At 74.7% G+C, this 25,826-nt stretch carries 19 protein-coding genes and 1 pseudogene; 14 read left to right on the top strand and 6 right to left on the bottom strand.

Going from position 1 to position 25,826, the window contains the following annotated elements; genetic code table 11:
- Nucleotides 1–95: 95 nt before the first annotated feature.
- The 4 genes from CLT72_RS16510 to CLT72_RS16495 form a co-directional block, all read right to left on the bottom strand.
- Nucleotides 96–3,842, bottom strand: a complete 3,747-nt coding sequence (locus tag CLT72_RS16510; RefSeq protein ID WP_101412608.1) for a multifunctional oxoglutarate decarboxylase/oxoglutarate dehydrogenase thiamine pyrophosphate-binding subunit/dihydrolipoyllysine-residue succinyltransferase subunit — start codon at nucleotides 3,840–3,842, stop codon at nucleotides 96–98.
- A gap of 282 nt (nucleotides 3,843–4,124) precedes the next feature.
- Complete coding sequence (locus tag CLT72_RS16505) at nucleotides 4,125–4,937, bottom strand: ABC transporter permease (RefSeq protein WP_101412607.1); 813 nt, start codon at nucleotides 4,935–4,937, stop codon at nucleotides 4,125–4,127.
- Nucleotides 4,934–5,869, bottom strand: a complete 936-nt coding sequence (locus CLT72_RS16500) for an ABC transporter ATP-binding protein (protein WP_088998593.1) — start codon at nucleotides 5,867–5,869, stop codon at nucleotides 4,934–4,936. Before CLT72_RS16500 ends, CLT72_RS16505 begins: the two co-directional genes overlap by 4 nt.
- A gap of 131 nt (nucleotides 5,870–6,000) precedes the next feature.
- On the bottom strand, nucleotides 6,001–6,660 hold the full coding sequence (locus CLT72_RS16495) for a hypothetical protein (RefSeq protein WP_101412606.1): 660 nt from the start codon (nucleotides 6,658–6,660) through the stop codon (nucleotides 6,001–6,003).
- A 149-nt stretch (nucleotides 6,661–6,809) separates the two neighbouring features.
- Here CLT72_RS16495 and CLT72_RS16490 point away from each other — a divergent pair, with 149 nt between their 5' ends.
- The 9 genes and pseudogenes from CLT72_RS16490 (at nucleotide 6,810) to CLT72_RS16450 (ending at nucleotide 15,918) form a co-directional block, all read left to right on the top strand.
- Nucleotides 6,810–7,583: a GNAT family N-acetyltransferase gene (locus CLT72_RS16490; protein WP_101412605.1), complete on the top strand. Its 774-nt coding sequence runs from the start codon at nucleotides 6,810–6,812 to the stop codon at nucleotides 7,581–7,583.
- Nucleotides 7,580–8,455, top strand: coding sequence for a lysophospholipid acyltransferase family protein (locus CLT72_RS16485; protein WP_101412604.1), 876 nt, complete (start codon nucleotides 7,580–7,582; stop codon nucleotides 8,453–8,455). Before CLT72_RS16490 ends, CLT72_RS16485 begins: the two co-directional genes overlap by 4 nt.
- A 93-nt stretch (nucleotides 8,456–8,548) precedes the next feature.
- Nucleotides 8,549–9,055 carry a hypothetical protein gene (locus tag CLT72_RS16480; protein WP_199184583.1) on the top strand — a complete coding sequence of 169 codons (507 nt, stop codon included), beginning with the start codon at nucleotides 8,549–8,551 and terminating at the stop codon, nucleotides 9,053–9,055.
- A 97-nt stretch (nucleotides 9,056–9,152) separates the two neighbouring features.
- Nucleotides 9,153–9,338: pseudogene (locus tag CLT72_RS32845) on the top strand (PadR family transcriptional regulator); the annotation flags it as partial.
- Nucleotides 9,339–9,876: 538 nt separating this feature from the next.
- The gene (locus CLT72_RS16470; protein ID WP_089003225.1) at nucleotides 9,877–10,578 is read left to right on the top strand and encodes a response regulator transcription factor; all 702 of its coding nucleotides are present in this window, start codon (nucleotides 9,877–9,879) and stop codon (nucleotides 10,576–10,578) included.
- The gene (locus CLT72_RS16465; RefSeq protein WP_101412603.1) at nucleotides 10,575–12,131 is read left to right on the top strand and encodes an ATP-binding protein; all 1,557 of its coding nucleotides are present in this window, start codon (nucleotides 10,575–10,577) and stop codon (nucleotides 12,129–12,131) included. Before CLT72_RS16470 ends, CLT72_RS16465 begins: the two co-directional genes overlap by 4 nt.
- A 62-nt stretch (nucleotides 12,132–12,193) precedes the next feature.
- Nucleotides 12,194–13,822 (top strand): S1C family serine protease, encoded by a 1,629-nt coding sequence (locus CLT72_RS16460; protein ID WP_101412602.1) that lies wholly within the window; start codon nucleotides 12,194–12,196, stop codon nucleotides 13,820–13,822.
- A 177-nt stretch (nucleotides 13,823–13,999) separates the two neighbouring features.
- Nucleotides 14,000–14,671, top strand: coding sequence for a BON domain-containing protein (locus CLT72_RS16455; protein WP_101412601.1), 672 nt, complete (start codon nucleotides 14,000–14,002; stop codon nucleotides 14,669–14,671).
- A 185-nt stretch (nucleotides 14,672–14,856) separates the two neighbouring features.
- On the top strand, nucleotides 14,857–15,918 hold the full coding sequence (locus CLT72_RS16450) for a glycosyltransferase family 4 protein (RefSeq protein WP_101415213.1): 1,062 nt from the start codon (nucleotides 14,857–14,859) through the stop codon (nucleotides 15,916–15,918).
- A 9-nt stretch (nucleotides 15,919–15,927) separates the two neighbouring features.
- Here CLT72_RS16450 and CLT72_RS16445 read toward each other — a convergent pair whose 3' ends face one another.
- Nucleotides 15,928–17,544 carry a serine/threonine-protein kinase gene (locus CLT72_RS16445; RefSeq protein ID WP_101412600.1) on the bottom strand — a complete coding sequence of 539 codons (1,617 nt, stop codon included), beginning with the start codon at nucleotides 17,542–17,544 and terminating at the stop codon, nucleotides 15,928–15,930.
- Between the two features lie 187 nt (nucleotides 17,545–17,731).
- On the opposite strand from CLT72_RS16445, the gene CLT72_RS16440 reads away from it, so the two are divergent.
- From CLT72_RS16440 to CLT72_RS16420, 5 genes are all read left to right on the top strand, one after another.
- Nucleotides 17,732–18,565: a patatin-like phospholipase family protein gene (locus CLT72_RS16440; protein ID WP_101412599.1), complete on the top strand. Its 834-nt coding sequence runs from the start codon at nucleotides 17,732–17,734 to the stop codon at nucleotides 18,563–18,565.
- Nucleotides 18,565–19,581, top strand: coding sequence for a 1-acyl-sn-glycerol-3-phosphate acyltransferase (locus CLT72_RS16435; protein ID WP_101412598.1), 1,017 nt, complete (start codon nucleotides 18,565–18,567; stop codon nucleotides 19,579–19,581). Before CLT72_RS16440 ends, CLT72_RS16435 begins: the two co-directional genes overlap by 1 nt.
- A gap of 9 nt (nucleotides 19,582–19,590) precedes the next feature.
- Complete coding sequence (gene cutA, locus CLT72_RS16430) at nucleotides 19,591–19,911, top strand: divalent-cation tolerance protein CutA (RefSeq protein WP_088998604.1); 321 nt, start codon at nucleotides 19,591–19,593, stop codon at nucleotides 19,909–19,911.
- 47 nt (nucleotides 19,912–19,958) lie between these two features.
- Nucleotides 19,959–23,603, top strand: a complete 3,645-nt coding sequence (locus CLT72_RS16425; protein ID WP_101412597.1) for an SCO7613 C-terminal domain-containing membrane protein — start codon at nucleotides 19,959–19,961, stop codon at nucleotides 23,601–23,603.
- Between the two features lie 143 nt (nucleotides 23,604–23,746).
- Nucleotides 23,747–24,808: a fatty acid desaturase family protein gene (locus CLT72_RS16420; protein WP_101412596.1), complete on the top strand. Its 1,062-nt coding sequence runs from the start codon at nucleotides 23,747–23,749 to the stop codon at nucleotides 24,806–24,808.
- A 58-nt stretch (nucleotides 24,809–24,866) separates the two neighbouring features.
- Here CLT72_RS16420 and CLT72_RS16415 read toward each other — a convergent pair whose 3' ends face one another.
- Complete coding sequence (locus tag CLT72_RS16415) at nucleotides 24,867–25,643, bottom strand: hypothetical protein (protein ID WP_101412595.1); 777 nt, start codon at nucleotides 25,641–25,643, stop codon at nucleotides 24,867–24,869.
- Nucleotides 25,644–25,826: the final 183 nt, after the last annotated feature.

Here is a 25,826-nt window from a genome sequence, read left to right as displayed (position 1 = left end):
CCGGGGGCCTGCCGGCGGCGGAGGCGGGACGGCGACCGGGGCAGAGCCGTCAGGGTCGACGGGCTCTGCCCCGGTGCGCTCGGCGGTGCGTCAGGTCACGGGCGGGGCAGGGCCGCCTCGATCAGCGCGGTCTGCTCGACCTCGTGCATCTTCGCGGAGCCCACGGCCGGGGCGGCCGCCGCCGGGCGGGAGATCCGGCGCAGCCGTACGTCCGCCAGGTGCTCCAGCAGGTTGAGCGCGACGAACGACCAGGCGCCCTGGTTGGCCGGCTCCTCCTGCACCCAGGCGAAGTCCTCGGCGTGCGGGTACGCCGCCAGGGCGGCCCGGATCTCCTCGACCGGCATCGGGTAGAGCTGCTCGATCCGGATGATCGCGGTGTCGGTGACGCCCCGCTCGTTACGGGCCTGGAACAGGTCGTAGTAGACCTTGCCCGAGCAGAGCAGCACCCGCTTCACCTGCTCCGGCGCCGGGGCGCCCGAGTCGGGCAGCACCGGCTGGAAGGTGCCGGTGGTGAAGTCCTCCACCGGGGAGACGCAGAGCTTGTGCCGCAGCAGCGACTTCGGCGTGAACACCACCAGCGGCTTGCGCTTCGGCGACAGCGCCTGGCGGCGCAGCAGGTGGAAGTAGTTCGCCGGGGTGGTCGGGATCGACACCCGCATGTTGTCCTCGGCGCACATCTGGAGGAACCGCTCTGGGCGGCCGGAGGTGTGGTCCGGGCCCTGGCCCTCGTGGCCGTGCGGCAGCAGCAGGGTGACGGCGGAGCGCTGGCCCCACTTCACCTCGCCGGAGGAGATGAACTCGTCGATGACCGACTGGGCGCCGTTGACGAAGTCGCCGAACTGCGCCTCCCAGCACACCAGCGCGTTGATGTTCTCCACCGAGTAGCCGTACTCGAAGCCCATCGCCGCGTACTCGCTGAGCAGGGAGTCGTGCACGAAGAACCGGGACCGCTCGCCGTCGCCGGTCAGCGACTGCAACGGCAGGTAGTCGTTGCCGGTCTGCGCGTCGACCACGGAGGCGTGCCGCTGCACGAAGGTGCCCCGGCGGGAGTCCTGCCCGGCGAGCCGGACGGTGACCCCGTCGTGCAGCAGCGCGCCGAAGGCGATGATCTCGCCGAAGCCCCAGTCGATGTTGCCCTCGACGGACATCTTGGCCCGCCGGTCGAGCAGCTGCTGGATCCGCTTGTGCGGGGTGAAGCCCTCCGGCAGGTTGACGTGCGCCTCGCCGACGGCCTTGACGACGGCGGCGTCGGTGGCGGTCTCCACCTGCGGCTCCGGCTCGTCCTCCCGCTTGGGGCGGCTGAGCTGCCGCGGCGTGGTGGCCGCGTCCCGGGTGGCCTTGAAGACCCGCTCCAACTGCGACTGGTAGTCGCGCAGCAGCTCCTCCGCGTCCTCCACGGTGATGTCGCCGCGCCCGATCAGCTCCTCCGTGTAGAGCTTGCGGACGGAGCGCTTCGAGTCGATGATCTTGTACATCTGCGGGTTGGACATCGACGGGTCGTCGCCCTCGTTGTGCCCGCGCCGGCGGTAGCAGACCATGTCGATGACGACGTCCTTGTTGAACTCCTGCCGGTACTCGAAGGCCAGCCGCGCGACCCGGACCACGGCCTCGGGGTCGTCGCCGTTGACGTGGAAGATCGGCGCCTGGATCATCCGGGCGACGTCGGTGCTGTAGAGGCTGGAGCGGCTGTACTCCGGGGCGGTGGTGAAGCCGACCTGGTTGTTGACCACCACGTGGACCGTGCCACCGGTGCGGTAGCCGCGCAGCTGCGAGAGGTTGAGGGTCTCGGCGACCACGCCCTGACCGGCGAAGGCGGCGTCACCGTGCACCGCCAGCGGCAGCACGGTGTAGCCCTCCAGCTTGAGGTCTATCCGGTCCTGCTTGGCCCGGACGATGCCCTCCAGCACCGGGTCGACGGCCTCCAGGTGCGACGGGTTCGCCACCACCGAGACCTTGACCGCGTGGTCGCCGTCGGGCGTGGTGAACTTGCCGTTCTGGCCCAGGTGGTACTTCACGTCGCCGGAGCCCTGCGTGGAGCGCGGGTCCAGGTGCCCCTCGAACTCCGAGAAGATCTTCTCGTACGGCTTGCCGACGATGTTGGCCAGCACGTTGAGCCGGCCCCGGTGGGCCATGCCGATGACGACCTCGTCCAGCCCGCCCTCGGCGGAGGCCTCCAGCACCTCGCCGAGCAGCGGAATCAGCGACTCGCCGCCCTCCAGCGAGAAGCGCTTCTGCCCGACGTACTTGGTCTGGAGGAAGGTCTCGAACGCCTCGGCGGCGTTGAGCCGGTTGAGCACGTGCTTCTGCTCGTCGGCCGACGGCTTCTCGTACTTGCGCTCGATCCGCTCCTGGATCCAGCGCCGCTCCTCCGGGTCCTGGATGTGCATGTACTCGATGCCGACCCGGCGGCAGTACGAGTCGCGCAGCACGCCGAGGATGTCGCGCAGCTTCATCCGCTGCTTGCCGGCGAAGCCGTTGACGGGGAACTCGCGGTCGAGGTCCCAGAGCGTCAGCCCGTGCTGGAGCACGTCCAGGTCGGGGTGCTTGCGGATCTTGAACTCGAGCGGGTCGGTGTCGGCCATCAGGTGGCCGCGCACGCGGTACGCGTGGATCAGCTCGTGCACCCGGGCGGTCTTGTTGATCTGGCCCTCGTTGTTGACCGCGACGTCGCGCATCCAGCGCACCGGCTCGTAGGGGATGCGCAGCGAGGTGAAGATCTGGTCGTAGAAGTTGTGCTCGCCGAGCAGCAGCTCGTGCATCACCTTCAGGAACTCGCCGGACTGCGCGCCCTGGATGATCCGGTGGTCGTACGTGCTGGTCAGGGTGATGACCTTGCTGACGGCCAGCTCGGCCAGGGTGGCCTCGGACATGCCCTGGTAGGGGGCCGGGTACTCCATCGCGCCGACGCCGATGATGGCGCTCTGCCCCGGCATGAGCCGCGGCATCGAGTGCACGGTGCCGATGCCGCCTGGGTTGGTCAGCGAGATCGTGGTGCCGGAGTGGTCCTCCATGGTCAGCTCGTTGCGGCGGGCGCGCCGGACCACGTCCTCGTACGCCTGCCAGAACTGCCGGAAGTCCATCTGCTCGCAGGCCTTGATGGAGGGGACCACCAGGTTGCGGCTGCCGTCCGGCTTCACCAGGTCGATCGCGATGCCCAGGTTGACGTGCTCCGGCCGGACCATGACCGGCTTGCCGTCGACCTCGGCGAAGGAGTTGTTCATCTCCGGATGGGCGACCAGGGCGCGGACCATCGCGTAGCCGATGAGGTGGGTGAAGCTGACCTTGCCACCGCGCCCACGGGTGAGGTGGTTGTTGATCACGATGCGGTTGTCGACCAGCAGCTTTGCCGGGACGGCGCGCACGCTGGTGGCGGTCGGCACGGCCAGCGAGGCGTCCATGTTCTGGACGATCTTCGCCGCCACGCCGCGCAGCGGGGTGGTCTGCGGGCCGGTGGCGGTCGGCTTGGCCGCCGCCGGCTTGGCGGGGGCCGCCTTCGTGGCCGCCGGCTTGGCCGGGGCGGCCTTGGCGGCGGGCTTCTCCGCCTTGGGCTCGGCCCTGGGTTCCGGCTTCGGCTCCGGCTTCTTCTCGGCCGGCTGGGCGACCGTGGTGGCCGCCTCCTGCTGGCCGGCGGGCTCCGGTGCGGCGGCCGGCTTCGGGGCCTGCTCAGCTCCGCGCGGCTTCCCGGCGCCTGGCGCCGGGCGGTAGTCCGCGAAGAAGTCGTGCCAGGCCGAATCGACGCTGGTGGGGTCGGCGAGGTAGCGCTGGTACATCTCCTCGACGATCCACTCGTTCGGACCGAAACCCGCCAGTGGGTTCTCCTGCGAAGTCTGCTGGGTCGACACGGCCGGTAATCGCCTCTTTCACGCGGGTTTGTGTGGCACGCGGTGTCCGGTGTCGCCCTGCCTTCGAGCGCGCACGAGACGGCTCCCAGGCTACGCCGTACGGATGCCACAGGCATTTCCGCCTCCGACGCGTGGCCGGTTTCACAGAAGATGCCAGAAGTTCACCAAACGCTGCGTGTTCCGTCGGCTCCTGATAAGGCCCGACATGTGGGCGGAGCCCGGTGCGACCGGGGCGGGGGTGGTGCCCGGCACCACCCCCGCCCCGGCGTCACGGCGGACCCGTCAGGAGATGTCGCGCCGCCGGGTGATCAGGACACCGGCGACCCCGCTCACCACCGCGTAACCGATCAGCACGAGCGCGCCGACCCACCACGCGGGGGTGAAGTCCGTCTGGCCCTCGCTGACCATCACGGTCGAGGCGATGGCGGGCCAGATCACCTGCCACTTGACGACGGCCTCGCTGTTCAGCAGGTTCGACAGCAGCATGAACAGCAGCCCCACCACCTGCGTGCCGACGAGGTAGAGCACCGCGGCGGTGATCACCGCGCCGAGCTGGTTGGTGATCAGCGTGCCGATGCCGATGCCCAGGACCGTCCAGATCGCGTACGCCAGCAGGTTGAGCAGCAGCGCCCGCTGCACGGCCCACTCGCCGAGCATGGTGCCGTGGCCGTTGGCCGACAGGAACACCGCCCCGGCGGCCAGGTCGATCAGCGTGGTCACCAGCCAGAAGCCGATGCCCAGCAGGCTGGCTGCGACCAGCTTGCTGAGGATCACCGACGTGCGCCGCGGCGTGGCCAGGAACGTGGTGGTCGCCGTCTGGTGGAAGAACTCGTTGGTGACCATCAGGATGCCGATCAGCATCACGAACATCAGGCCCAGGTACTGCCCGGAGGTGTAGAGGTTCGCGGCCTGCGCCGGCGCGGAGGCCGCGTCGCCCGTGACGCCCAGCTCCTCGGCGTTGCCGTTCAACGTCTCGTTGGCGACCCAGGCGTTGAAGGCGAAGGCCAGCGCGATCGACAGGAACGCGGCGATGGCCAGCCACCACCACGTGCTGGTGGTACGGATCTTGAGAAGCTCGGACCGGACGAGGTTCATCGGATGCCCGCCTTTCCGGCCGTCAGCTCCAGGAAGACCCGTTCCAGGTCGGGCCGTTCCGTGGTCAGTTCGTGCAGTTCGACGCCCGCCGTCAGGGCGACCCGGCCCACGGTCGGGGCGTCCACCCCGCCCACCAGCAGGACGCCGTGCTCGTCGCGGTCGACGGTGGCCGGCCCCTCCTTGAGGGCGGCGATCAGCGCGTCGGCCTGCGGGGTGCGCACCCGCACCCGGATGCCCTGCGCCATCGAGCCGATCACCTGCTCGACCGTGCCCTGCCGGACGAGCTGCCCGGCCGCGATGATCACCACGTCGTCGGCGAGCAGCTGCATCTCCGACAGCAGGTGGCTGGAGACCAGCACCGTACGGCCCTCGTGCGCGAGGTTCTTGAGGAACCCGCGCATCCACCGGATGCCCTCCGGGTCGAGCCCGTTGGCGGGCTCGTCGAGGACCAGCACGCGGGGGTCGCCCAGCATGGCGGCGGCGATGCCGAGCCGCTGCTTCATGCCGAGCGAGTAGCCCTTGAACTTGCGCTTCGCCGCCGGGGTGAGCCCGACCTGCGCCAGCACCTCGTCGGCCCGCTGCTTCGGCAGCCCGGCCGCCGCCGCGATCACCCGCAGGTGGTTGATGCCGGTGCGGCCCTTGTGCGCGCTGGACGCCTCCAGCACGGCACCGACGTGCCGCAGCGGGTCGGTCAGGTCGGCGTACCGACGCCCGCCGATGGTGGCCGTCCCGCTGGTCGGCGTGACCAGGTTCAGCAGCATCCGCAGCGTGGTGGTCTTGCCGGCGCCGTTGGGGCCGAGGAAGCCGGTCACCCGCCCCGGTTCGACGGTGAACGACAGGTCGTTGACGGCCCGTACGTTCTTGTACTGCTTCGTCAGGCCGGACACCACGATCTGACCGTCACCGGTGGGGCTTCTCTGCCCGTCAGTCATTGCTCTCCTTCGTGCGGTGGCGTCGGGGTACGCCGTGACACAGCGTGGCGGGCGGGCGCAACCAGGTCAATCAGGCGCGCTTCCTAGATCGACCTCCGCCTCAGGCAGGAGGCCCTCATCCCCAGGGACGATTATCCGGCGTCGTCCGCCACGGCGATCCAGGTTGCCCGGGCCCAGGCCAGGAGGGCGCCGTCGGGGGCGTACAGGCTGGTGTGCACGAGCGCCTTGCGGCCCTCGCCGCCGACCATGACGCCGGTCACCACGCACTCGTCGCCCGGCTCCGGCAGCGTCGCGACCACCGCCGCGATCCGGCCGAGGACGTACGGCCGGCCGGGGGCGATCACCGCCCAGCCGCCGGGGCAGTCCAGCGCTGCCCAGACGGTGGGCGTCGTGACCGCGGCGGGCACCCGGAACGGCGCGGCGGTGCGGCCGTCCGGCAGCCGCCCCGGAAAGATCCGCAGCCCGTCGGGGCGGTCGGGACCGCAGACGTAGCAGCCCGGGAAGGGGTGCTCCACCAGTCCGGGGTACGCCGCCGAGGCGGCCCGCGCGGCCGGCAGCTCCACCGGCGCCACCACCGCCCGGGGGTCCTCCGTGGGGCGGACCTGGGCGATGAGGAGGCCCCGCGGGTCGTGGACCTCGCCGTCGGCGAGAGTGAGCGGGGTCTCCAGCGGGGGCGGGCGACGCAGCGTGACCTCGACCGGCCCCGGGCCGGCGGCCTCGGCGAAGACCCCGGCGCTCCAGCCGCCGTTGCCCGAGCCGGGCGGCCCGTTGAAACGCGACTCGATGATCATCAGACACCTCCGGCGGCGACGCCCGGCCCCGTCGCCGGTACGCCCCCGGCAGCCTCGCACGCCGTCCGTCCGACTCCGGCACGGGCCGTTCACCTCATCGACACCGCTCACCCCGCCGGCCGGCAACCCGGGCCGCCTACACAGGTCCCATGGCCGTTCTGCACGCCGCTGGCGCACCCCTGACGACCAGCGGATACACCCTGCTGATCGCCGACGACCCGAGCGAGGTCGCGGCCGCGCAACGCCTGCGTCACGAGGTGTTCGCCACCGAACTCGGCGCGATCCTGCGCCCGGGCGCCGCCGGGCTCGACGTCGACGACTTCGACACGTACTGCGACCACCTGATCGTCCGGCGGGAGAGCACCGGCGAGGTGGTCGGCACGTACCGGCTGCTCCCGCCGGGGCGCACCGACCGGCGGTACGCGGAGACCGAGTTCGACCTCAGGGCGCTCGACCCGCTCCGCGGCGACCTGGTCGAGGCGGGCCGCTCCTGCGTGCACCCCGACCACCGCTCCGGTGCGGTGATCAACCTGATGTGGGCCGGCATCGTCCGCTACCTGCACCTGCGCGGGTCCCGCTGGCTCGGCGGCTGCGCGTCGGTGCCGGTGGCCGACGGGGGCGGGACCGTCGCGCGGGTGTGGGACGAGGTCTCCGCGCGGCACCTGGCCCCGCCGCGACTGCGCGTACGCCCGAGGCGCCCCTGGTTCGCCGAGCCGGGCGCGGCGAGGGGCCCGGCCGCAGACGGCTCGGCGGCGCGGGCCGTGCCGCCGCTGCTGCGCGGCTACCTGCGCCTCGGCGCCTGGGTCGGCGGCGAGCCGGCGTACGACCCGGACTTCGGGGTGGCCGACTTCTACGTGCTGTTCTCCCTGGACCGGATGAACCCCCGCTACCTGCGGCACTTCCTCGGCGGGGCGGAGCGGTGAGCGCGGTCGGACGCCTCTGGCTGCCCGCGTCGGGTTGCGGGCCGGCGTGCCTGCCGGCCGCCGGCGAGGTACCGGCCGTGTCGCCGCCCCGCCGGCTCGCCCGGCTGCTCGCGGTGCTCGGCATGCTGGCGGCGGGAGCGGGGCTGGCGGTGCTGCTGCCGGTGCTGCCGGCCGCCGCCCGGGCGGCGGCCGTGCGCGGCTGGGCCCGGTGGACGCTGCGGGCGTTCGGCGTACGCCTGGTGGCGCGCGGCCGGCCGCCCCGGCGGCGGGCGCTGCTGGTCGCCAACCACGCCTCGTGGCTGGACGTGCTGGCGTTGCTGGCCGTCGCGCCGGCCCGGATGGTGGCCAAGCGGGAGGTCCGGTCCTGGCCGCTGGTGGGGCTGCTCGCCGCGGCGGCCGGCACCGTCCTGGTGGACCGTTCCCGCCCTCGCGACCTGCCCGCGACGGTGGCCCGGGTCACTGCCGACCTGCGCGCCGGTCGCCCGGTCGCGGTCTTCCCGGAGGGTACGACGTGGTGCGGCGCCGCCGACGCGGCCGGTTGCCGGCCCGGGCGCGGGTTCCGTCCGGCGCTGTTCCAGGCGGCCATCGACGCCGGGACGCCGGTGGTGCCGCTGCGGATCGGCTACCGGTGCGCCGCGACCGGCGCGCCGACCACGGCCGCCGCCTTCGTCGGCGACGACGACCTGCTCCGCTCGGTACGCCGGGTGCTCGCCGCCCGGGACCTGGAGGTGCGGGTGACGGTCTCCGCCGCCCTGCACCCCGACCCGGGCGCGGACCGGCGGCTGCTCGCCCGGGCGGCCGAGTCCGTCGTGCACCTCGCGGCCGTCACCCCGCCCGCCACCCGCAGGCGGGGGCTCGACCTGGCCGCCTGATCCTCTTCCCCGGTGCGCCGGTGTGGGGTGTGCGCCCTTCCCGGCCCCGGTGCCCGTCGGGTGCGCGGCCGGCGCTGTGTCATCGTGAGGGACGTGCCCAGGACCCATCCGCCGGCCGGCCCGACGCGCGAGGCGGCCCGGCGTCGGCTCCGCTCACTGGCCGGGTGGGAGCTGCTGAACGTCCCCCTCCAGGCGTGGCTGTGGTTCCGGGTGGTGGACGTGCCGCTGACGGCAGCCAACATCGCCGGCTTCGGGTCCGTCGCGGCCCTGCTCGTGGTGGGCGCTGCGTACTGGGCACTCAAGCTCCGGCAACTGCGCCCCGGGCGGTCGCGCCTGCCCGGCCTGCGCCTCTTCGCCACCGCGCGGGCCGCCCTGCCGGTCCTCCTGGCGGCCGTGCTCGCCGCCTGCGCCGTGGCCGCCGTGCGGACGCCCGGCGCGCAGTCGTACCCGGGGCTGGCCTTCGGCATCTTCGCCGTCCTCGAGTACGTCAACTACTTCCACGTCCAGCTCATGCACGACAACCGCGCCGACCTGCGGCGCCTGGCCACGGTGGGGTTCCGGCGTGCGCATCTCGCCCGGGACCTGCGCGCCGCCTGCTGAGCCCTGGTACCGCGTCCCGACCGGAGCGCCGCCACGGCGGTTGTGGTGTCGCGATGTATCGCGTTAATGTCTCGCCCGTGGACGAGGAGGAGCTGCCGTGACCGCCGTGTTCAGCCACGGGCGGCTCCGGCTCTACCTGCTCAAGCTCCTCGACGACGGCCCCAGGCACGGCTACGAGCTGATCCGCCTGCTGGAGGACCGCTTCCTCGGCCTCTACGCGCCCAGCGCCGGCACGATCTACCCCCGGTTGCAGCGGCTGGAGGCCGGCGGGCTGGTCACCCGCACCGCCGTCGGAGGCCGCAAGGTCTACGAGATCACCGAGGCGGGCCGGGCCGAGCTGCGGCAGCGGGCCGGCGAGCTGACCGCCCTGGAGTCGGACGTCGCCGCCTCGGTGGAGGAGCTGTCCGCGCTGGCCGGGGAGCTCCGCAACGAGGTACGCGGCTCCGTGCGCGACCTGAAGCGGGAGCTGCGCGAGGCCCGGCGGCCCCGCCGTACGCTCTGGGGGTCCCCGGGCCCGGGACCGACGCCCGCCCCTCGCCCGGTCCCGCACCGGCGCCCCCCGCCGGCCCGTCGTCGGCGCCCGAGCCCGCCTCGACGCCGCTGGACGAGTTCGACCAGCGACTGGCCGCCTTCGCCGCCGAGGCGGCCGCCCTGGTGCGGGCCCGCCGGCCGAGCGACGTGCAGCTGCGTACGGCCGCCCGGTTGCTCGACGGCGCGCTGGACGGGCTGCGCCGGCTGCTGCGCTGAGCGACGACCGTCTCACAGGTTCTTTCCAGCGAGTGCCCAGCGCGGACGCAGCGAGAGCGCGGATGATGGGCGGCATGGCCGCTACCCAGACCGAGGCGCGACTGCTCGTCGTCGAGGACGACCCCAACATCCTCGAACTGCTCTCCGCGAGCCTGCGCTTCGCGGGCTTCGACGTGGCCACCGCGACGAGCGGCAGCGCCGCGCTCAACGCCGCCAAGGACCACCGGCCCGACCTGGTGGTGCTCGACGTGATGCTGCCCGACCTGGACGGCTTCGAGGTCATCCGCATGCTGCGCGAGGGCGGCACCCGTACGCCGGTGGTCTTCCTCACCGCCCGCGACGCCACCGACGACAAGATCCGCGGGCTCACCCTGGGCGGCGACGACTACGTGACCAAGCCGTTCAGCCTGGAGGAGCTGACCGCCCGGATCCGGGCGGTGCTGCGACGCACCAGCAGCGGCGAGCAGGCACCCTCCCGGCTCACCTTCGCCGACCTCGAACTGGACGAGGAGACCCACGAGGTGCACCGGGCCGGGCAGCGGGTGCAGCTCTCGCCGACCGAGTTCAAGCTGCTGCGCTACCTGATGCTGAACGCCAACCGGGTGCTGTCGAAGGCGCAGATCCTCGACCACGTGTGGAACTACGACTTCCGCGGCGACGACAACATCGTCGAGTCCTACATCTCGTACCTGCGCCGCAAGGTGGACAACACCCAGCCCCGGCTGATCCACACGCTGCGGGGCGTCGGCTACGTCCTGCGCAAGCCGGCGGCGTGAAACCGCTCGACCAGGGCAAGGCCCAGCTGCGCGGGGTGCCGCTACGGCTCAAGCTGGTGGCCTCCGTCCTCGCCCTGGTCTCCGGAGCGCTGGTGGTGATCAGTGTCTCCACCACCTTCTTCCTCCGCAGCTACCTGGAGGGACAGGTCGACGAGGACCTGCGGCTCGCCAAGAGCACGATGTCCCGGGCGGTGGACCTGCTACTGCAGGGCAGGTCCACCGAGTTCGGCCTGCCCAGCGAGTTCGTCGTGCTAGCGGTCGTCAACGGCGAGCCGAGGGCGGGCTACTTCAACCCGAACCTGCGCCCGGAGGACCTGCCACCGTGGCCGACGACGGAGCAGGGCTTCGCGGAGCTGGTCGGCGAGCCTTTCACCGTCCATTCCCGCGACGGTCACAGCCGCTGGCGGATGCTCTACACACAGCTGCCGAACGGACAGATGGGTGCAGTGGGGCAACACCTCACCGACGTGGACCTAGCGGTCAAGCGCCTGGTCTGGATCGACGTGCTCGCTGGCACCGCAGTGCTGATCCTGCTCGCCTCCATCGGCGCGGCGATCGTGCGGACCAGCCTGAAACCGCTGGTGGAGATAGAGCGTACGGCTGCGGCCATCGCTGGCGGCGACCTCACCCGGCGGGTGCCCGACCCGGAGGAGGGACAGCCCTTCCCCACTTCCGAGCTGGGGCGGCTCTCCCGGGCGTTGAACGCCATGTTGAACCAGATCGAGGTCGCCTTCACCGCGCGGGCGGCCTCGGAGTTGGCCGCCCGCTCCGCCGAGGCGGTGGCCCGGGACGCGGCCGGCGCGGCGCGGGCCTCCGAGGCGCGGGCCCGGCGCTCCGAGGAGCGGATGCGGCAGTTCGTGGCGGACGCCTCGCACGAGCTGCGGACCCCGCTGACCACCATCCGGGGCTTCGCCGAGCTCTACCGCCAGGGTGCGGCCAGCGCGCCGGAGCAGACCGCCGACCTGTTGCGGCGCATCGAGCAGGAGGCGGCCCGGATGGGGCTGCTGGTGGAGGACCTGCTGCTGCTCGCCCGGCTGGACCGGGAGCGACCGCTCGCCCTCGCCCCGGTGGAGCTGCCGGTGCTGGCCAGCGAGGCGGTCGAGGCCGCCCGGGTGACGGCGCCCGAGCGCCGGATCGAGCTGCAGGTGGCGCCCAGCTCGGGCCCGCTGGTGGTCTACGGCGACGACGCCCGGCTGCGCCAGGTCATCGGCAACCTGATGACCAACGCCCTGACGCACACCCCGCCGGAGGCCGGGGTGACCCTGCGGCTGCGGGCCGAGCCGGGCAACCTGGCCGTGGTGGAGGTGGTCGACACCGGTCCCGGGCTCACCCCGGAGCAGGCGGAGCGGGTCTTCGAGCGCTTCTACCGGGTGGACGCGGCACGTACCCGGCGGGCCGGCGGCAACACCGGCACCGGGCTGGGCCTGGCCATCGTCGCGGCGCTGGTGCGCGCCCACCACGGCACGGTCGAGGTGGCCGAGACCCCCGGCGGGGGAGCGACCTTCCGGGTCCGACTCCCGCTGGTGCCGTACGTCGAGGGCGATGGCGAGTGACTTTCAGCCAACATTCAGGTCGGTTCCAGGCGGATCGCAGTGGTGCGCGTCAAGGTGGACACATGACCGAGCACGAGTCCGACCCGCAGCGCCGGCCGGCCCACCCCGACGCCGAGCCGTCGCACCCCACCGCCGAGCTGCCGCGCGCCGAGCGCGCGCAGTCCGACTCCGCCCCGACCGTCGGCTTCGCCACCACGTCCGGCGACGCCCCCACGGTCGGCCTCACCACGCATCCCGCCGGCGCGGCCGCCCCTGCCGCCGGTGGATCCGTCCCGGCCGGCGGCGACGCACCGCGTGCCGGAGAGCCGGGCGCGACCACCGGCGACGGCGCCCCGTCCGCCGCCGGGCCGGCCCGCGCCCCCGACGCCGCCGGCCCGCCCGCCCCGCCCGCCCCGCCGGGCCCCTTCGCGCCAGCCCCGCAGTACCCGCTGCCCGGCCAGCACCAGCCGGGTCAGCCCGCCCACCCGTACGCCGCCGGTCAGCCCGGTCACCCGCACCTCGCGGGTCAGCCCGGCGGGCCCTGGTACGGCCAGCAGTCCGGCTGGAGCGGCGGGGGCCAGCCGGGACAGCCGTACGGCCACCAGCCGCACCCCTCCGGCCAGCCGGTGCCGCCCTGGGCGGCCCCGCAGACGGGCCCCCGGCCCGGCCGGATCGCCAAGTTCGCCGGCGCCGGGGTGGCGGTCTTCGCGCTGATGCTCGGCTCGGGCGTCGCCGGTGGGGCGCTCGCGTTGGCCGTCGACGGCGACTCGGGCATCACCCGCACCTACTCCGCCGCGCCGGTCATCAACGGCGCCGACCTGCCCCGCATCGCCGCCGCCGTGCAGCCCAGCGTCGTGTCGATCGCGACCGGCAACGGCGAGGGCTCCGGCGTGATCCTCACCGCCGACGGCTTCGTGCTCACCAACAACCACGTGATCGCCTCCGCCACGGACGGCAAGGTCGTGGTGACCTTCGCCGACGGCAAGACCGCCCAGGCCCAGATCCGGGGCACCGACCCGAAGACCGACCTGGCGGTGGTGAAGGCCGACGGCGTCAGCGGCCTGAAGGCCGCCACGTTCGGCGACAGCGACGCGATGCAGGTCGGCGACCAGGTGCTCGCCCTCGGCAGCCCGCTGGGCCTGCAGGGCTCGGTCACCGCCGGCATCCTCAGCGCCCGGGACCGCACCATCCAGGCGGGCAGCGGCGAGCAGCGGCAGGAGCCCAACCAGGGCGCCTCCTCGATCGCCGGCCTGCTCCAGACCGACGCGCCGATCAACCCGGGCAACTCCGGCGGCGCCCTGGTCAACACGCGGGGCGAGGTGATCGGCATCAACACCGCGATCGCCACCGCCGGGCAGGGCAGCAGCGGCAACATCGGCGTCGGCTTCGCGATCCCCAGCAACAAGGCCAAGGACGTGGCCGGCAAGCTCCAGCGCGGCGAGAAGGTCAGCCACCCGTCGCTCGGGGTCAGCGTGACCGCCGCCGAGGGCGGGGGCGCCCTGGTCGCGGCGGTCACGCCGGGCAGCGCCGCCGAGAAGGCCGGGTTGCAGCGCGGCGATGTGATCACCCGGTTCGGCGACAAGGTGGTCAACGACTCGGACGACCTGGTCGGCGCCGTGCAGGCCGGCAAGGTCGGCGACCGGGTCGAGGTGACCTACAAGCGCAACGGCACCGAGGCCAGGGCAACCGTGACGCTCGCCGAGACGTCGTAACCGGTAACCGAAGACATTCCTCCTCCCTCCGGCGGCGGGTGGCGGGGCCAAGGGGGTTGGCTCCGTCACCCGCCGCTCACTCTCGACGGCGGTTCACCCGGTGCGGGTGAACCGCCGTCACCCGTCGCGCCGGCACCGTCGCAGAGGCAGGACCGGCGAGGCGTACGGAGGGGTGCGATGACCACGGCAGCGGCCGACCGGACGGACGAGCGGATCCAGCGGGACGTGCTCGACGAGCTGGCCTGGGACGCCCAGGTGCAGCCCAACGAGATCGGGGTGAGCGTCGACGGCGGCGTGGTCACCCTGACCGGGCAGGTCGACGCGTACGCGCGCAAGTGGGCGGCGCAACGCTGCGCGCAGCGCGTACGGGGGGTGCGGGCGGTCGCCGACGACGTCGAGGTGCGCCTGCCCGGCGAGCCGGGGCGTACGGACGCCGAGATCGCGATCGCGGCGGGCCGGGCGTTGGAGTGGGACAGCTTCGTCCCGGCGGAGCGGCTGGACGTCACCGTCGCCAACGGCTGGGTGATGCTCCGCGGCGAGGTCGAGTTCGGCTGGCAGCGGCGTACCGCCGAGCGGGAGTTGCGCCGGCTGCGGGGCGTACGCGGGGTGACCAACCTGGTCGAGGTGCGGCCCGTCACCCGTCCCGACACCGGTCGGACCCGGCGCGACCTCCAGCGGGCGCTGGGTCGGGGCATCGGTACGGAGCGGGTGACCGTCGAGCTGGACGGGGACACGGTCGTGCTCACCGGGGTCGTCCGCTCCTGGTGGGAGCGGGACGAGGCGGAGCGGGTGGCGTGGTCGGCCGAGGGGGTGCGGGCGGTGCGGGACCGTCTTCTCGTGGGCGGGTGACCCGCCCACGGCGTCCCGTTTAGTGGTGCCGCCCTCGGGAAACCGGCGCCGATTCCGCCCGCGCGGCCGGGGGACGGTCGCGGCGGGGCGGCCGGTGCTCCACAGCAGTGACCGACTGGGAGGTGTCCGTGGCCGTCGACCGTCCGTCGCCCGACCGATCGGCAGCGCGGCCGTTGCGGATCGCGATGGTGGTGCCGCCGTGGCTGTCGGTGCCGCCGCCCGGCTACGGCGGCCTGGAACAGGTGGTGACCGGCCTGGTGGAGACGCTGGTCGACCGGGGTCACGCCGTCACCGTCTTCGGGGCCGGCCAGGAGCACGGCACGGCGGCCGCGTTCGTCTCCACGGTGCCCGAACTCCAGTTCGACCGGCTCGGCGAGGCGCTGCCCGAGCTGGCCCACCTGGCCCGGGTCAACCACCGCGTGCACGCGGGGGACTTCGACGTCGTGCACGACCACACGACGATCGGCCCGCTGATCGCCGGCCACCGGGCCGTGCCGACGGTGGCCACGGTGCACGGCAACCCGGTGGGTGAGTACGGCGACGTGCTCAGCGAGACCGACCGGGGGGTCGGGCTGGTGGCCATCTCGCACGCCCAGCGCCGCCTGAACGCGGCGCTGGGCTGGGTCGGTACGGTGCACAACGCGATGGACGTCCGGGGCGTGCCGCACAAGAGCGCACCCGGGCGGGGGCCGGTGCTCTGGCTGGCCCGGTTCAGCCCCGACAAGGGCCCGGACCTCGCCATCCGGGCGTGCCGGGAGGCCGGCCTGCCGCTGGTGCTGGCGGGCAAGTGCAACGAGCCGGCCGAGCGTCGCTACTACGACCAGGTGGTCCGGCCCCTGCTCGGCGAGGACGTCCGGGTGGTGCTCGACGCCGACCGGGCCGAGGCCCTGCGGCTGCTGGTCGAGGCCCGCTGCCTGATCATGCCGATCCAGTGGGACGAACCCTTCGGCATGGTGATGGTGGAGGCGATGGCGACCGGCACGCCGGTGGTGGCGCTGGACCGGGGGGCGGTGCCGGAACTCGTCCGGTCCGGCCGGACGGGCCTGATCTGCGAGCGCGTGGACGAGCTGCCCGGCGCGTTGCGCGCGGCGACGGAGCTCGACCCGGCGGCCTGCGTCGCGCACGTGGCGGAGAGCTTCTCCACGGAGCGGATGGCCACGGGCTACGAGGAGGTGTACCGCCGCTTCATCGCGCGGACGGCCCCGGACCGGGCGGCCCGGGAGCCGGTCCGGGCCCGGGCCCGCTGACGGCCGCCGTCAGACGCGGGCGGCCCCGAGCGCGCTGATCGCGCTGTCGAGGCGCCGGGCGTACGCGTCGGTGACGGCACCCTCGCCGCGGCGGACCGCGACCTTCTCGCGCAGCCGGGCGATCCGCTCGCCGAGGTCGCCCGAGCGGGCGCGGGCCGCGTCGGTCAGGTTACGCAGCTCGTTGCGGAAGTCGAGGCCGACGTCGGCCCGGATCCCGCCGTCGTCGAGCCCCGCGCCGATCAGCCCGTCGACCCGGTTGGCCGCCTCGATGAGGTCGTCGCGTCCGGGGGGCGACGGGGTCGGCCGGGGCGCGACCGGCGCGGCGGACGTCGGCTGCGGGGAGGCCGCCGGGGGCGGTGCGGCATCGGCCGTCGGCGTGGAAGTGGCCGGCGGATCGGACGGGCCCGTGGTGGGCAGCGACCGTGGCGGCGTCGTCTCCTCCTGGCGGATCGCGGGCACGGCCAGGGCCACCCCCACGAGCAGTACGACCGGCACGATCAGCACCGGCCGGGGCAGGCGGCGTCGCCGGCGCTCCCGGGCGAGCCGGGCGCTGCGCGACTCGGCCCCGCCGTCCTGCTCCGTCCCGCGCCCTTCCGTCGTCCCGGCCGGTTCCGTCGTCCCGGCCGGTCCCGCTGCGCCGCCCGGTCCCGTCGTCCCGGCCGGTTCCGCCGGTCGGTTCTGTTCCGCCGGTTCAGCCGGTCCGGCCATCGGCGGGGTGGAGGCACCCGCTGGCGGCGGCAGTGTCGGGAGGGTGACCGTCGGCGCGAGCATCGTGGCGGCCTGGGGATCGGCGGGGAGTAGCTGGTCGCGCAGAATGGTGGCGACCTGGCGGGCGGTGGGGCGATCCAGCGGGTCGCGCTCCAGGCAGCGCAGGCAGGTGCGGGCCACCTCCGGCGGCAGGCCCGGCATGTCCGTGAGCGGGGGCGGGCCGTCACCGGCGAGCGCCTCGCTGAGCTGCTCCCAGGTGTCCGCCGGGTACGGCACCCGACCCGTCAGCGCCTCGTAGAGCAGCACGCCGAGGGAGTACACGTCGGTGGCCGGCTGCGCGGGCGCCCCGTCGAGGCGTTCCGGCGCGACGTACGCGGGCGTGCCGAAGGTGCCGCCGTCCTCGTCGTCGTCCGGCGCGCCGATGCGGGTGGCGATGCCGAAGTCGAGCACCTTGACCCCCGCCCGGGTCATCATCACGTTGGCCGGGGTGATGTCCCGGTGCACGATGCCGAGCCGGTGGGCGGCGGCGAGCGCGTCCGCCACCTGGGCGCCGACCTCGACCGCCTCGGCCCACGGCAGTGGCCCCTCGGTGAGGCGGACCTCCAGCTCCTCACCGGCGAGCAGCTCCATCACCACGAACGAGGTGATCGACCCGTCGGGCGCGACCGTCTCGCCGTAGTCGTGCACCGAGGTGACGTGCGGGTGGACGAGCTGGGCGGCGGCGCGGGCCTCCTCGCGCACCATGTCGCGGAAGCGGGCGTCGGCGGCGAGCGACGGGGCGAGCACCTTCAGCGCCACGACCCGGTCGAGCACCTCGTCGTGCGCCCGCCAGATAACCGACATGCCGCCGGCGCCGATCTGGTCGAGGAGCCGGTACCGGCGGGCCAGCAACCGGCCGGGGTGCAGTGCTGGCTTCACGGATAGCACCTGCCTCGCTGTGGGAGCGCTATCAGGTTGCGTGAATGTGTCGGGCCTGTCAACGGTCGGCTACTCGCGGGGCCGGACCCTTCCCGGGTGGCACCGGGACCCCACCGCCGGTGCCGCCCGGGCTACCACGCCGGGCGGCACCGGATGGCCCCTTTCGCGCCCGTGCCAGGATGAAGCCATGTCGCGGGGACCGGTGGCGTTCGTGCTCGGGGGCGGGGGAGTCCTCGGCGCGGTCGAGGTGGGCATGCTGCGGGCGCTGTTCCGGGCCGGCATCCGGCCCGACGTGGTGCTCGGCACCTCGATCGGGGCGGTCAACGGCGCGCTGGTCGCCGCCGAACCGTCCGAGGCGGTCACCGACCGGTTGGTCCGGCTCTGGGCCTCGCCGGAGGCGAGCGAGGTGTACGGCGACTCGGTGGCCCGCCAACTGCGCCGGTTCGCCGCCCGTACCCACCTGCACTCGCCCCGCCCGCTGCGCAAGCTGCTGGAGGCCGAGCTGGGCGCGGAGACCACCTTCGCCGACCTCCAGGTGCCCTTCCGCTGCTGCGCGGCCAACATCGAGCGGGCCGCCGAGCACTGGTTCGACAGTGGGCCGCTGGTGCCGGCCGTGCTCGCCTCCGCCTCGGTGCCGGGACTGCTGCCGCCCGCCCGCATCGACGACCAGCACTACATCGACGGCGGCATCGTGAACTCCATCCCGATCGGTGAGGCGGTCACCGTGGGCGCGAAGCGCATCTTCGTACTCCAGGTGGGCCGGATCGAACGGGAGCTGAGCCCGCCCCGGCGGCCCTGGGAGATCGCCCAGGTCGCGTTCGAGATCGCCCGGCGGCACCGGTTCGCCCGGGAGATGGCGGCCCTGCCCGACGGGGTGGAGGTGCACGTGCTGCCCACCGGGGGGTTGGAGCCGCGCGACGACACGCCGTGGGCCTACCGGGACATGGCGGCCGTGGGGCGGCGGATCAGCCGCGCCTACACGGCCTCCCGGCGCTACCTGGCGACGCAGTTGGACCACTGATGCCCCTGCCGCCGCGGTGGGCACGCCGGCTGTTCCTGGCCCCCGGCGTGGTGCTGCTCGCCTTCCTGGTGGTGACGACCCTGCCGGTCTGGGCGCTGCTCGCGGCGGCCGTCTCGCCGCTGGTCCCGGGCCGGCTCCGCCCGCTGCGCCTGCTCTGGCTCGGCTGCGTCTACCTGGTCTGGGACGCGGCGGCGCTGCTCGCGCTCTTCCTGCTCTGGGTGGCCTCCGGCTTCGGCTGGCAGGTCCGGTCGCCGGGCTTCCAGCGGGCCCACTACGTGCTCGCCGGCTGGTTCCTGCGGGTGCTCTTCTGGCAGGCCCGCTGGGCGCTGCACCTGAACATCGACGTGGTGGGCACCGACCCCGACACGGCGTTGCCCGGCCGGCCGGAGCTGGTGCTCTGCCGGCACGCCGGCCCCGGCGACTCGTTCATCCTGATCCACGCCCTGGTCAACTGGTTCAACCGCGAGCCGCGGATCGTGCTGAAGGACAGCCTCCAGTGGGATCCGGCGGTCGACGTGCTGCTCAACCGGCTGCCCAACCGCTTCCTCGCGCCGGGCCCGGAGGGCCGGGGATCGGTGACCGAGCAGATCGGGCACCTGGCGCAGGGCCTGGACGACGACGACGCCTTCGTGATCTTCCCGGAGGGCGGCAACTTCACCCCCGGCCGCCGGCTGCGGGCCATCGACCGCCTGCGCGGTCTCGGCCTGGAGCGGATGGCGCGGCGCGCGGAACGGCTGCGCCACGTGCTCGCCCCGCAGCCGGGCGGGCTGCTCGCCGCGCTGGACGCCGCCCCCGACGCCGGGGTGATCTTCGTGGCGCACACCGGCCTGGACCGGATGCTCACCATCGGCGACGTGTGGCGGGAACTACCCATGGACAAGCGGATCACCATGCGCTTCTGGTCGGTGCCGCCGGAGGAGGTACCGGCCGGCCGGCAGGAGCGGATCGACTGGCTCTTCGACTGGTGGGCCCGGATCGACGAGTGGATCGCGGCCAATCGGGACGGTGCCGCGTAGGGTGCGCTGGTGGACCAGATCTGCGTGGTGACGACGGTGGTGGACGCCCGCTCGGTCGCCGACGTGATGGCGGCGGCGGCCGTCGCGGGTCGGCTGGCGGCCTGCGCACAGGTGGGCGGTCAGGTGGACAGCACCTACTGGTGGCGTGAGGGGGTGGAGACCAGCACCGAGTGGTCGGTGCAGTTCAAGACCGCGCCCGACCGGGCCGCCGCGCTGGTGGAGCAGATCCGGGCCAGCCACCCGTACGAGGTGCCGGAGATCCTGGTCACCCGGGTGGACAGCGGCGACCCCGGCTACGCCACCTGGGTGCACGAGCACACCCGGCCCTGAGTATCCGCACTCTTCTCAGGTGATCTCCCGGCCACCATGATGGCCGGGTGCAGAACACCGGCTATCCCTGCCCCGCCTGCGGCGCGTCGGCCGATCTCGGCTCCGGCTGCTCCGGTTGCGGCCGACCGCCGTACCCGGCCGCCGCCGAGGTGGTCCGGCTCGACCGGGAGATCGTCGCGCTCGGCGGCGAGGTCGAGCGGGCCCGCGCGGCGTACCAGGGGCTCGTCGACCGGCTGGGCGCGACCCGGCAGCGCCGCGCGGCACTGGCCGCCGCGATCCGCGCGGAGTTCCCCGTGCCGCGCCCGACGGCTCCCGCGACCACGACGCCGGTACGCCCCGCGCCCGCCGCAGCCCCCGCGCCGGTACGCCCCGCGCCGGGCGTGACCCCGCCGGCCAGCACCCCGACGCCGGCCTGGCCCGGCCGGGGGCCGGTCGCCCCGGTGCCCGTCGGCGTCGGCGGGGCGGAGACCTCCACTCGTACGGTGCAGAGCCTGCTCTTCGTCCTCGGTGGGCTGCTGCTGGGCACCGCCGCGGTGGTCTTCACGGCGGTCGCCTGGGCGGCGGTCGGGGTCGCCGGCCGGGCCCTGATCCTGTTCGCGTTCACCGCGCTCGCCCTGGCCGTGCCCCTGGTGGCGGTACGGCGCGGGCTGCGCGGCACCGCGGAGACCTTCGCGGCCGTCGGCCTGCTGCTGGTGCTCCTCGACGGGTACGCCGCCTGGTCGGTGGACCTGGTCGGCGTGGCGGACTGGCCCGGCACCCGGTACGCCGCGCTGGTCGGGGGGGCCAGCGCGGCTGTCGCGGCCGGGTACGCCCGGCTGAGCGGGCTGACCGTGCCGTGGTTCGCGGCCCTGCTGACCGCGCAGCCGGTGCTGCCCCTGCTCGCTGCCGACGCCCGGCCGGACGCCGCCGGCTGGTCGATGGTCTTCCTGGGGGTGGCGCTGCTCGACCTGGCGGTGCTGGTCGCGCTGCGCCGCCGGGGCGGCCCGGCGAGCGAGGCCGCGACGGCGGCCGGTGCGGTGGGCGGCACTCCGGCTGCGGCCGGCGTGCCGGCCCGTCCGACGGGCGAGCGGCCGGCGGTCCTCGCCGGGCGCGTCCTCGCCTGGGTGGGGCACGCCGGCGCGCTGCTCGTGGCCGCCTGCTGCGCGCTCGTGCCGTTGACCGTCGGCCGGGCCGCAGGCGTCCCGCTGCTGGCCGGGGCGCCCCTGCTGCTGGTGGCGCTGACGCTGCTCGGCACCGCGCTGCTCACCGGCGGGGCGGTGTTCCGCGCCGTGGCCGCCGCGCTGCTGGTGCCGGTGCTGGCCGGCGCGGTGGTCCGACCGCTCGCGGAGCTGGGCCTGTCGCCGCTGCTCACGGCGCTGGTCGTGGTGGCCCTGGCCGGCGCGGTGCGGCTGTTGCCCGCCGGGTGGCGGACCGGCCCCCGCGCCGGCGCGCTGCTGGTGGCCGGCGTGACGGCCCAGCTCGCCGTGCTGCTGGCCGTCGCGTTCGCCGGCGTCACCGCGGGCCGGTCGCTGCCGCCGTGGCAGGGGGCCGACGCCGGGCCCGACCTCGGCCGGGGATGGCAGCTCCCGGTGGTGATCGCGCTGGCCGTGGCCGCCCTGGCGCTGCTGCTGCCGAGGCCCGCACGGCCGGCGCTGGCCGCGATCGGCGGGGCGGCCGTCGCGCTGGCGGTGCCCGCCGGCTGGCCGTCGCCCTGGCCCGCCGTGGTGGCCGTGGACCTGGTGGCGGCGGTGGGCCTGCTCGCCGTCGCGGTGGGCCGTCCGGGCGTACGGTCCTGGACGGTCCTGGCGGCGGGGGGCGCCGGGACCGTCCTGCTCGGGCACGCACTTGTCGTAGGGTTCGCCGCGCCCGCGGGGGCGGGGGCGGCGCTCGCGGTGGTGCTGGTCGCGGGGACAGCCGTGGCGGCCGCCGGCCGGCGCGGCACGCCCGCGCAGCGCCGGATGGCCGGCACGGCGCTGGCCGTCGTGCCGCTCGCGGTGCCGGCCGGCGCGGTCGTCGCCCTGTTCGCCGCCGGTGCGCCGGCCTGGTGGCAGGCGCGGGCGGCGCTGGCCGCCGTCGCGCTGCTGCCCGTGGGGCTGTTCGCGGTCCGCCGGCACTGGCCCGACCTGGGGGCGTACGCCTGCGTCGGGGTCGCCGTGGCCCTCCCGGCGGTCGGGTTGGCGCCGGTGGTCGTACCGGCCGACGAACCCGTGACGCTCTACGCCGCCGTGGCGGTGCTGCTGGCGTCGCTGGGCGGTGCGGCGCGCGCGGACGTCGCACTGCGGGTGGCCGGCGTCGGGCTGCTCGTGGTCTCGGTCGTCACCGCCGTACCCGTGACGTTGACGGCGCTCGTCGCCCCGTACGGCGACGTGCCGCCCTGGTCCGGTGCGCCCACGGTCCGCGCCGATCCGGACGCGCTCCCGGTGGGGCTGGCGCTGGCCGCCCTGGCGGTGGCCGGGGTGCTGGCCGGCCGGCTCGTCCGGCCCGGTGCCGCCGCCCCGCTCGTCCGGCCCGGTGCCGCTGCCCCGCTCGTCCGGCCCGGTGCCACCGCCCAGGAGGCGGCCCCGTCGGCGGGCGCCGCCTGGTGGCGGGCCGGGCTGGTCGCGGTGCCGTTCGTCGCGGCGGCGCTGCCCGTGCTGCTGGTGGCCGCCGGCGTGCCGTGGCCGGTGCTGCCGGTCGTCACGCTGCTCGGCGGGGTCGCCCTGGTCCTGGCCGCCGCGCTGGCCGCGCCGCGCCCGCTGCTCGCCCCGGTCGGGGTGCCGGTGGGGCTGGTGCTGGCGGCGTCCGGGCTGCTCGGGCTGCTCGCCACCCGGGCGGGCACGATCGCCGGCCTGGGCGTGCTCGTGGTCGCGGCGACGGTCGTCGGCGTGGCCGCCCGCCGCGACGACGCCCGGCTGTCCGGGGCCCTGGTCGCGGTGGCCGCCGCGACGGGCCTGGCGGTCGTCGCGCCGCTGGCCGGCGGGCTGCCCGTACGGACGGCCGCCTTCAGCGTGCTCGCCGTCGCGGTGCTCACGCTGGCCGCCGCGGCTGCCGTACCGGTCCGCCGGGGGCGTCCCGTGGCGGTGGCGCTGGACGCGGCGGCCCAGGCGGTGGCACTGGTCGCGCTGCTGCTCGCGGTGGGCTCGCTGCGCCACGCCGCGGCGGTGTGCGTGCTGTGGGGCGCCGCCGTCGCGCTGCGGGTGCTGCGCCGGGGCGAGTCGTCGGGCCGACGGTGGGTCTTCGCGGGCATCGCCGGCGGCAGCGAGCTGCTCGGCGGCTGGCTGCTGCTGGCCGCCGGCGACGTGGCGCTGCTGGAGGCCTACACGGTGCCGGCGGCGGCGCTGGCCCTCGCGGCGGGTGTGGTGGCGCTGCGTACCCGGCCCGGGCTGACCAGTTGGCTGGCGCTGGGCCCGGGGCTGGCGGCCGCCCTGCTGCCGAGCCTGGTGTCGGTGTTGGTGGCCCCGGACCCCCAGCCGTGGCGGCGGCTGCTGCTGGGCGTCGCCGCGCTCGGCGCGGTGCTGGCCGGGGCGACCCGCCGCTGGCAGGCGCCGGTGCTGCTGGGCGGCGTGACCCTGGCGCTGCTCGCGCTGCACGAGCTGGTCCGTGGCTGGGACCTGCTGCCCCGGTGGATCTTCCTGGCCGTCGGCGGGCTCGCGCTGATCGGGCTCGCCACCACCTACGAGCGGCGCCGCCGCGACCTGGCCCGGCTCCGGGCCGCCCTCGGCCGGATGGGCTGACCGGCACGTTCAGGGGGTCGGGGGTAGGGCTCGCCCTACCCCCGACCCGGGGGTGGGCAGGGTTACTCAGCGCAACCGTTCGTCGGAGACTGGGGTAGGGCGCGCCGACCGGCGCGGGCCGGGATCGAGGAACGGGAGCCGCGATGGTGCTCGGAGCGGTGGCGGAACCGCCGGTACGGCGGGGCAGTGACTACGCGCAGTTGTCCCGGCGGATCAGCGGGGCGGGGCTGCTGGAGCGGCGTCCGGGGCGGTACGTGACCCGCATCGCGCTCACGCTGGGCGTCTTCGCGGCGGGCTGGGCGACGGTCGGCCTGGTCGGCGACTCGTGGGCGCAGCTCCTGGTCGCCGTCTTCCTCGCCGTCGCCACCACCCAGGTCGCGTTCCTCGGCCACGACGCCGGGCACCGGCAGATGTTCCGGCGGCGGGGGCCGAGCGAGGCCATCGGCCTGCTCACCGGCAACCTGGCGGTCGGGCTCAGCTACGGCTGGTGGGTCGACAAGCACAACCGGCACCACGCCAACCCCAACCACGAGGACGAGGATCCCGACGTCGGGGCGGGCGCGCTGGTCTGGACGTACGAGCAGGCCGCCGCGACGCGCGGCTTCGGCCGCCGGCTGGCCCGCCGGCAGGCGTGGCTGTTCTTCCCGATGCTGCTGCTGGAGGGGCTCGCCCTGCACGTGGCGAGCGTGCAGGCGATCGTGGGGCGGGACTCCGACGGCCGGTTCCGCACCCCGATGCGGCACCGCCGGGTGGAGGCGCTGCTGCTGGTCCTGCACGGCGTGGGCTACCTCGGCGCGCTGCTGCTGGTGATGTCGCCGCTGAAGGCGTTGCTCTTCGTCGCCGTCCACCAGGGGTTGTGGGGGCTCTACATGGGCTGCTCGTTCGCCCCCAACCACAAGGGCATGCCGATGCCCACCGCCGACGACGACCTGGACTTCCTGCGTAAGCAGGTGCTCACCGCCCGCAACGTGCGGGGCGGCCGGCTCGTCGACGTGGCACTGGGCGGGCTCAACTACCAGATCGAGCACCACCTGTTCCCCAACATGCCCCGGGCCAACCTGCGCCGGGCCCGGCCGATCGTCCGCGCCTACTGCGCCGAGCAGGGCATCCCGTACGCCGAGACGGGGCTCGTCGAGTCGTACCGCCAGGCGCTCGCGCACCTGCACGAGGTCGGCCGGCCGCTGCGCGGTGACGACGCGCGGTGACGACGCGCGAACGGGGGCGGCGCCGACCGGCGCCGCCCCCGTTCGGTTGCGGTCGGGCTCAGGAGCCCATGGACTCGATCAGCTCCTGCGGCGCCTCCTGCGTGTCGCCCGCAGCGGGCTTCTTCACCGAGACCGGGGCGCCGAAGTCCGAGTACGTGGTGATCATGGTGCCCAGCGACTCGTGCAGCACCTGGGTGTCGATGGCGAACTCGACGAGCCGGCCCTGGTCGTCGACCCTGGCCGTGAACGGGACGGCCTTGGCCTTGTCACCGAGAGCCTGGATGGCCTTGTCGTCGGGCTTGGTGCGGGTGTAGTCGAGGATGCCGGAGTAGCTGCCCGGGGCGGTCTTCTCGACGTCCACCACGCTCTGGACCATCTGCTTCGCGCCGCCCGGGTCGCCGTCGGGCATCAGGTTGAGCTGGCCGCTCTTGCCGAGCTTGGTGGCGTCCATGTGCATCCACTTCTTCGGCATCCCCTGCATGCCGGTGACCTTCAGGTAGACGTCGTTGCCGAGCATCAGGATCCGGAAGGTGCCCTCCGCGCCCATCTTCAGCGTCATGTCGCCGGTCTTGGTGGCCGGGTCCATCACGCCGCTGCCGTTGATGACCGGCGAGGTGAGCTTCATCTTGACGCTCTGCTGGTTGAGCTTCTGCGCGGCGGCGCCCAGTTCGGCGCGGGCGTCGGCGGGGGCGCTGCTGGCCGCCGCCGCGCCGGTGGTGGTGCCGCCGTCGCCGGCCGGAGCGTCCGCGTCCGTCCCCGTGCCGCACCCGGTCAGACCGAGGGCGAGCGCGGCGACGAGCGCGACCCCCGTGGTCGCCAGCCGTCGAGTGTTCATCGTGGAATCTCCTCACGCAGGGTTGGCCGGGGGCGACGCCGTCGCGGCCCCCGACCGGGCCGCCGGTCAGCCTAACCCCGCGGTCGGACAGCCGCCCATCTATGCCGTGGCGGCCCCCGCAGCGCCGCGCTGCCGGGTCGGCCACACCTCGCGCCGCTGGTCGGCGTCGTCGCGACCGGCCCC

It is taken from the genome of Micromonospora sp. CNZ309 (assembly GCF_002846525.1).
Note: the sequence above shows the minus strand (reverse complement) of the source record. Positions and strands in the feature narration are given on the sequence as shown.

Bases quoted from the DNA above. Each gene is read 5' to 3' on its own strand.
- CLT72_RS16470 (WP_089003225.1), top strand. From the start codon at position 9,877: ATGGCCGCTACCCAGACCGAGGCGCGACTGCTCGTCGTCGAGGACGAC.
- CLT72_RS16435 (WP_101412598.1), top strand. From the start codon at position 18,565: ATGCCCCTGCCGCCGCGGTGGGCACGCCGGCTGTTCCTGGCCCCCGGC.
- CLT72_RS16440 (WP_101412599.1), top strand. From the start codon at position 17,732: ATGTCGCGGGGACCGGTGGCGTTCGTGCTCGGGGGCGGGGGAGTCCTC.
- CLT72_RS16455 (WP_101412601.1), top strand. From the start codon at position 14,000: ATGACCACGGCAGCGGCCGACCGGACGGACGAGCGGATCCAGCGGGAC.
- CLT72_RS16500 (WP_088998593.1), bottom strand. From the start codon at position 5,869: ATGACTGACGGGCAGAGAAGCCCCACCGGTGACGGTCAGATCGTGGTG.
- CLT72_RS16495 (WP_101412606.1), bottom strand. From the start codon at position 6,660: ATGATCATCGAGTCGCGTTTCAACGGGCCGCCCGGCTCGGGCAACGGC.
- CLT72_RS16420 (WP_101412596.1), top strand. From the start codon at position 23,747: ATGGTGCTCGGAGCGGTGGCGGAACCGCCGGTACGGCGGGGCAGTGAC.
- CLT72_RS16415 (WP_101412595.1), bottom strand. From the start codon at position 25,643: ATGAACACTCGACGGCTGGCGACCACGGGGGTCGCGCTCGTCGCCGCG.
- CLT72_RS16490 (WP_101412605.1), top strand. From the start codon at position 6,810: ATGGCCGTTCTGCACGCCGCTGGCGCACCCCTGACGACCAGCGGATAC.
- CLT72_RS16460 (WP_101412602.1), top strand. From the start codon at position 12,194: ATGACCGAGCACGAGTCCGACCCGCAGCGCCGGCCGGCCCACCCCGAC.
- CLT72_RS16505 (WP_101412607.1), bottom strand. From the start codon at position 4,937: ATGAACCTCGTCCGGTCCGAGCTTCTCAAGATCCGTACCACCAGCACG.
- CLT72_RS16450 (WP_101415213.1), top strand. From the start codon at position 14,857: ATGGTGGTGCCGCCGTGGCTGTCGGTGCCGCCGCCCGGCTACGGCGGC.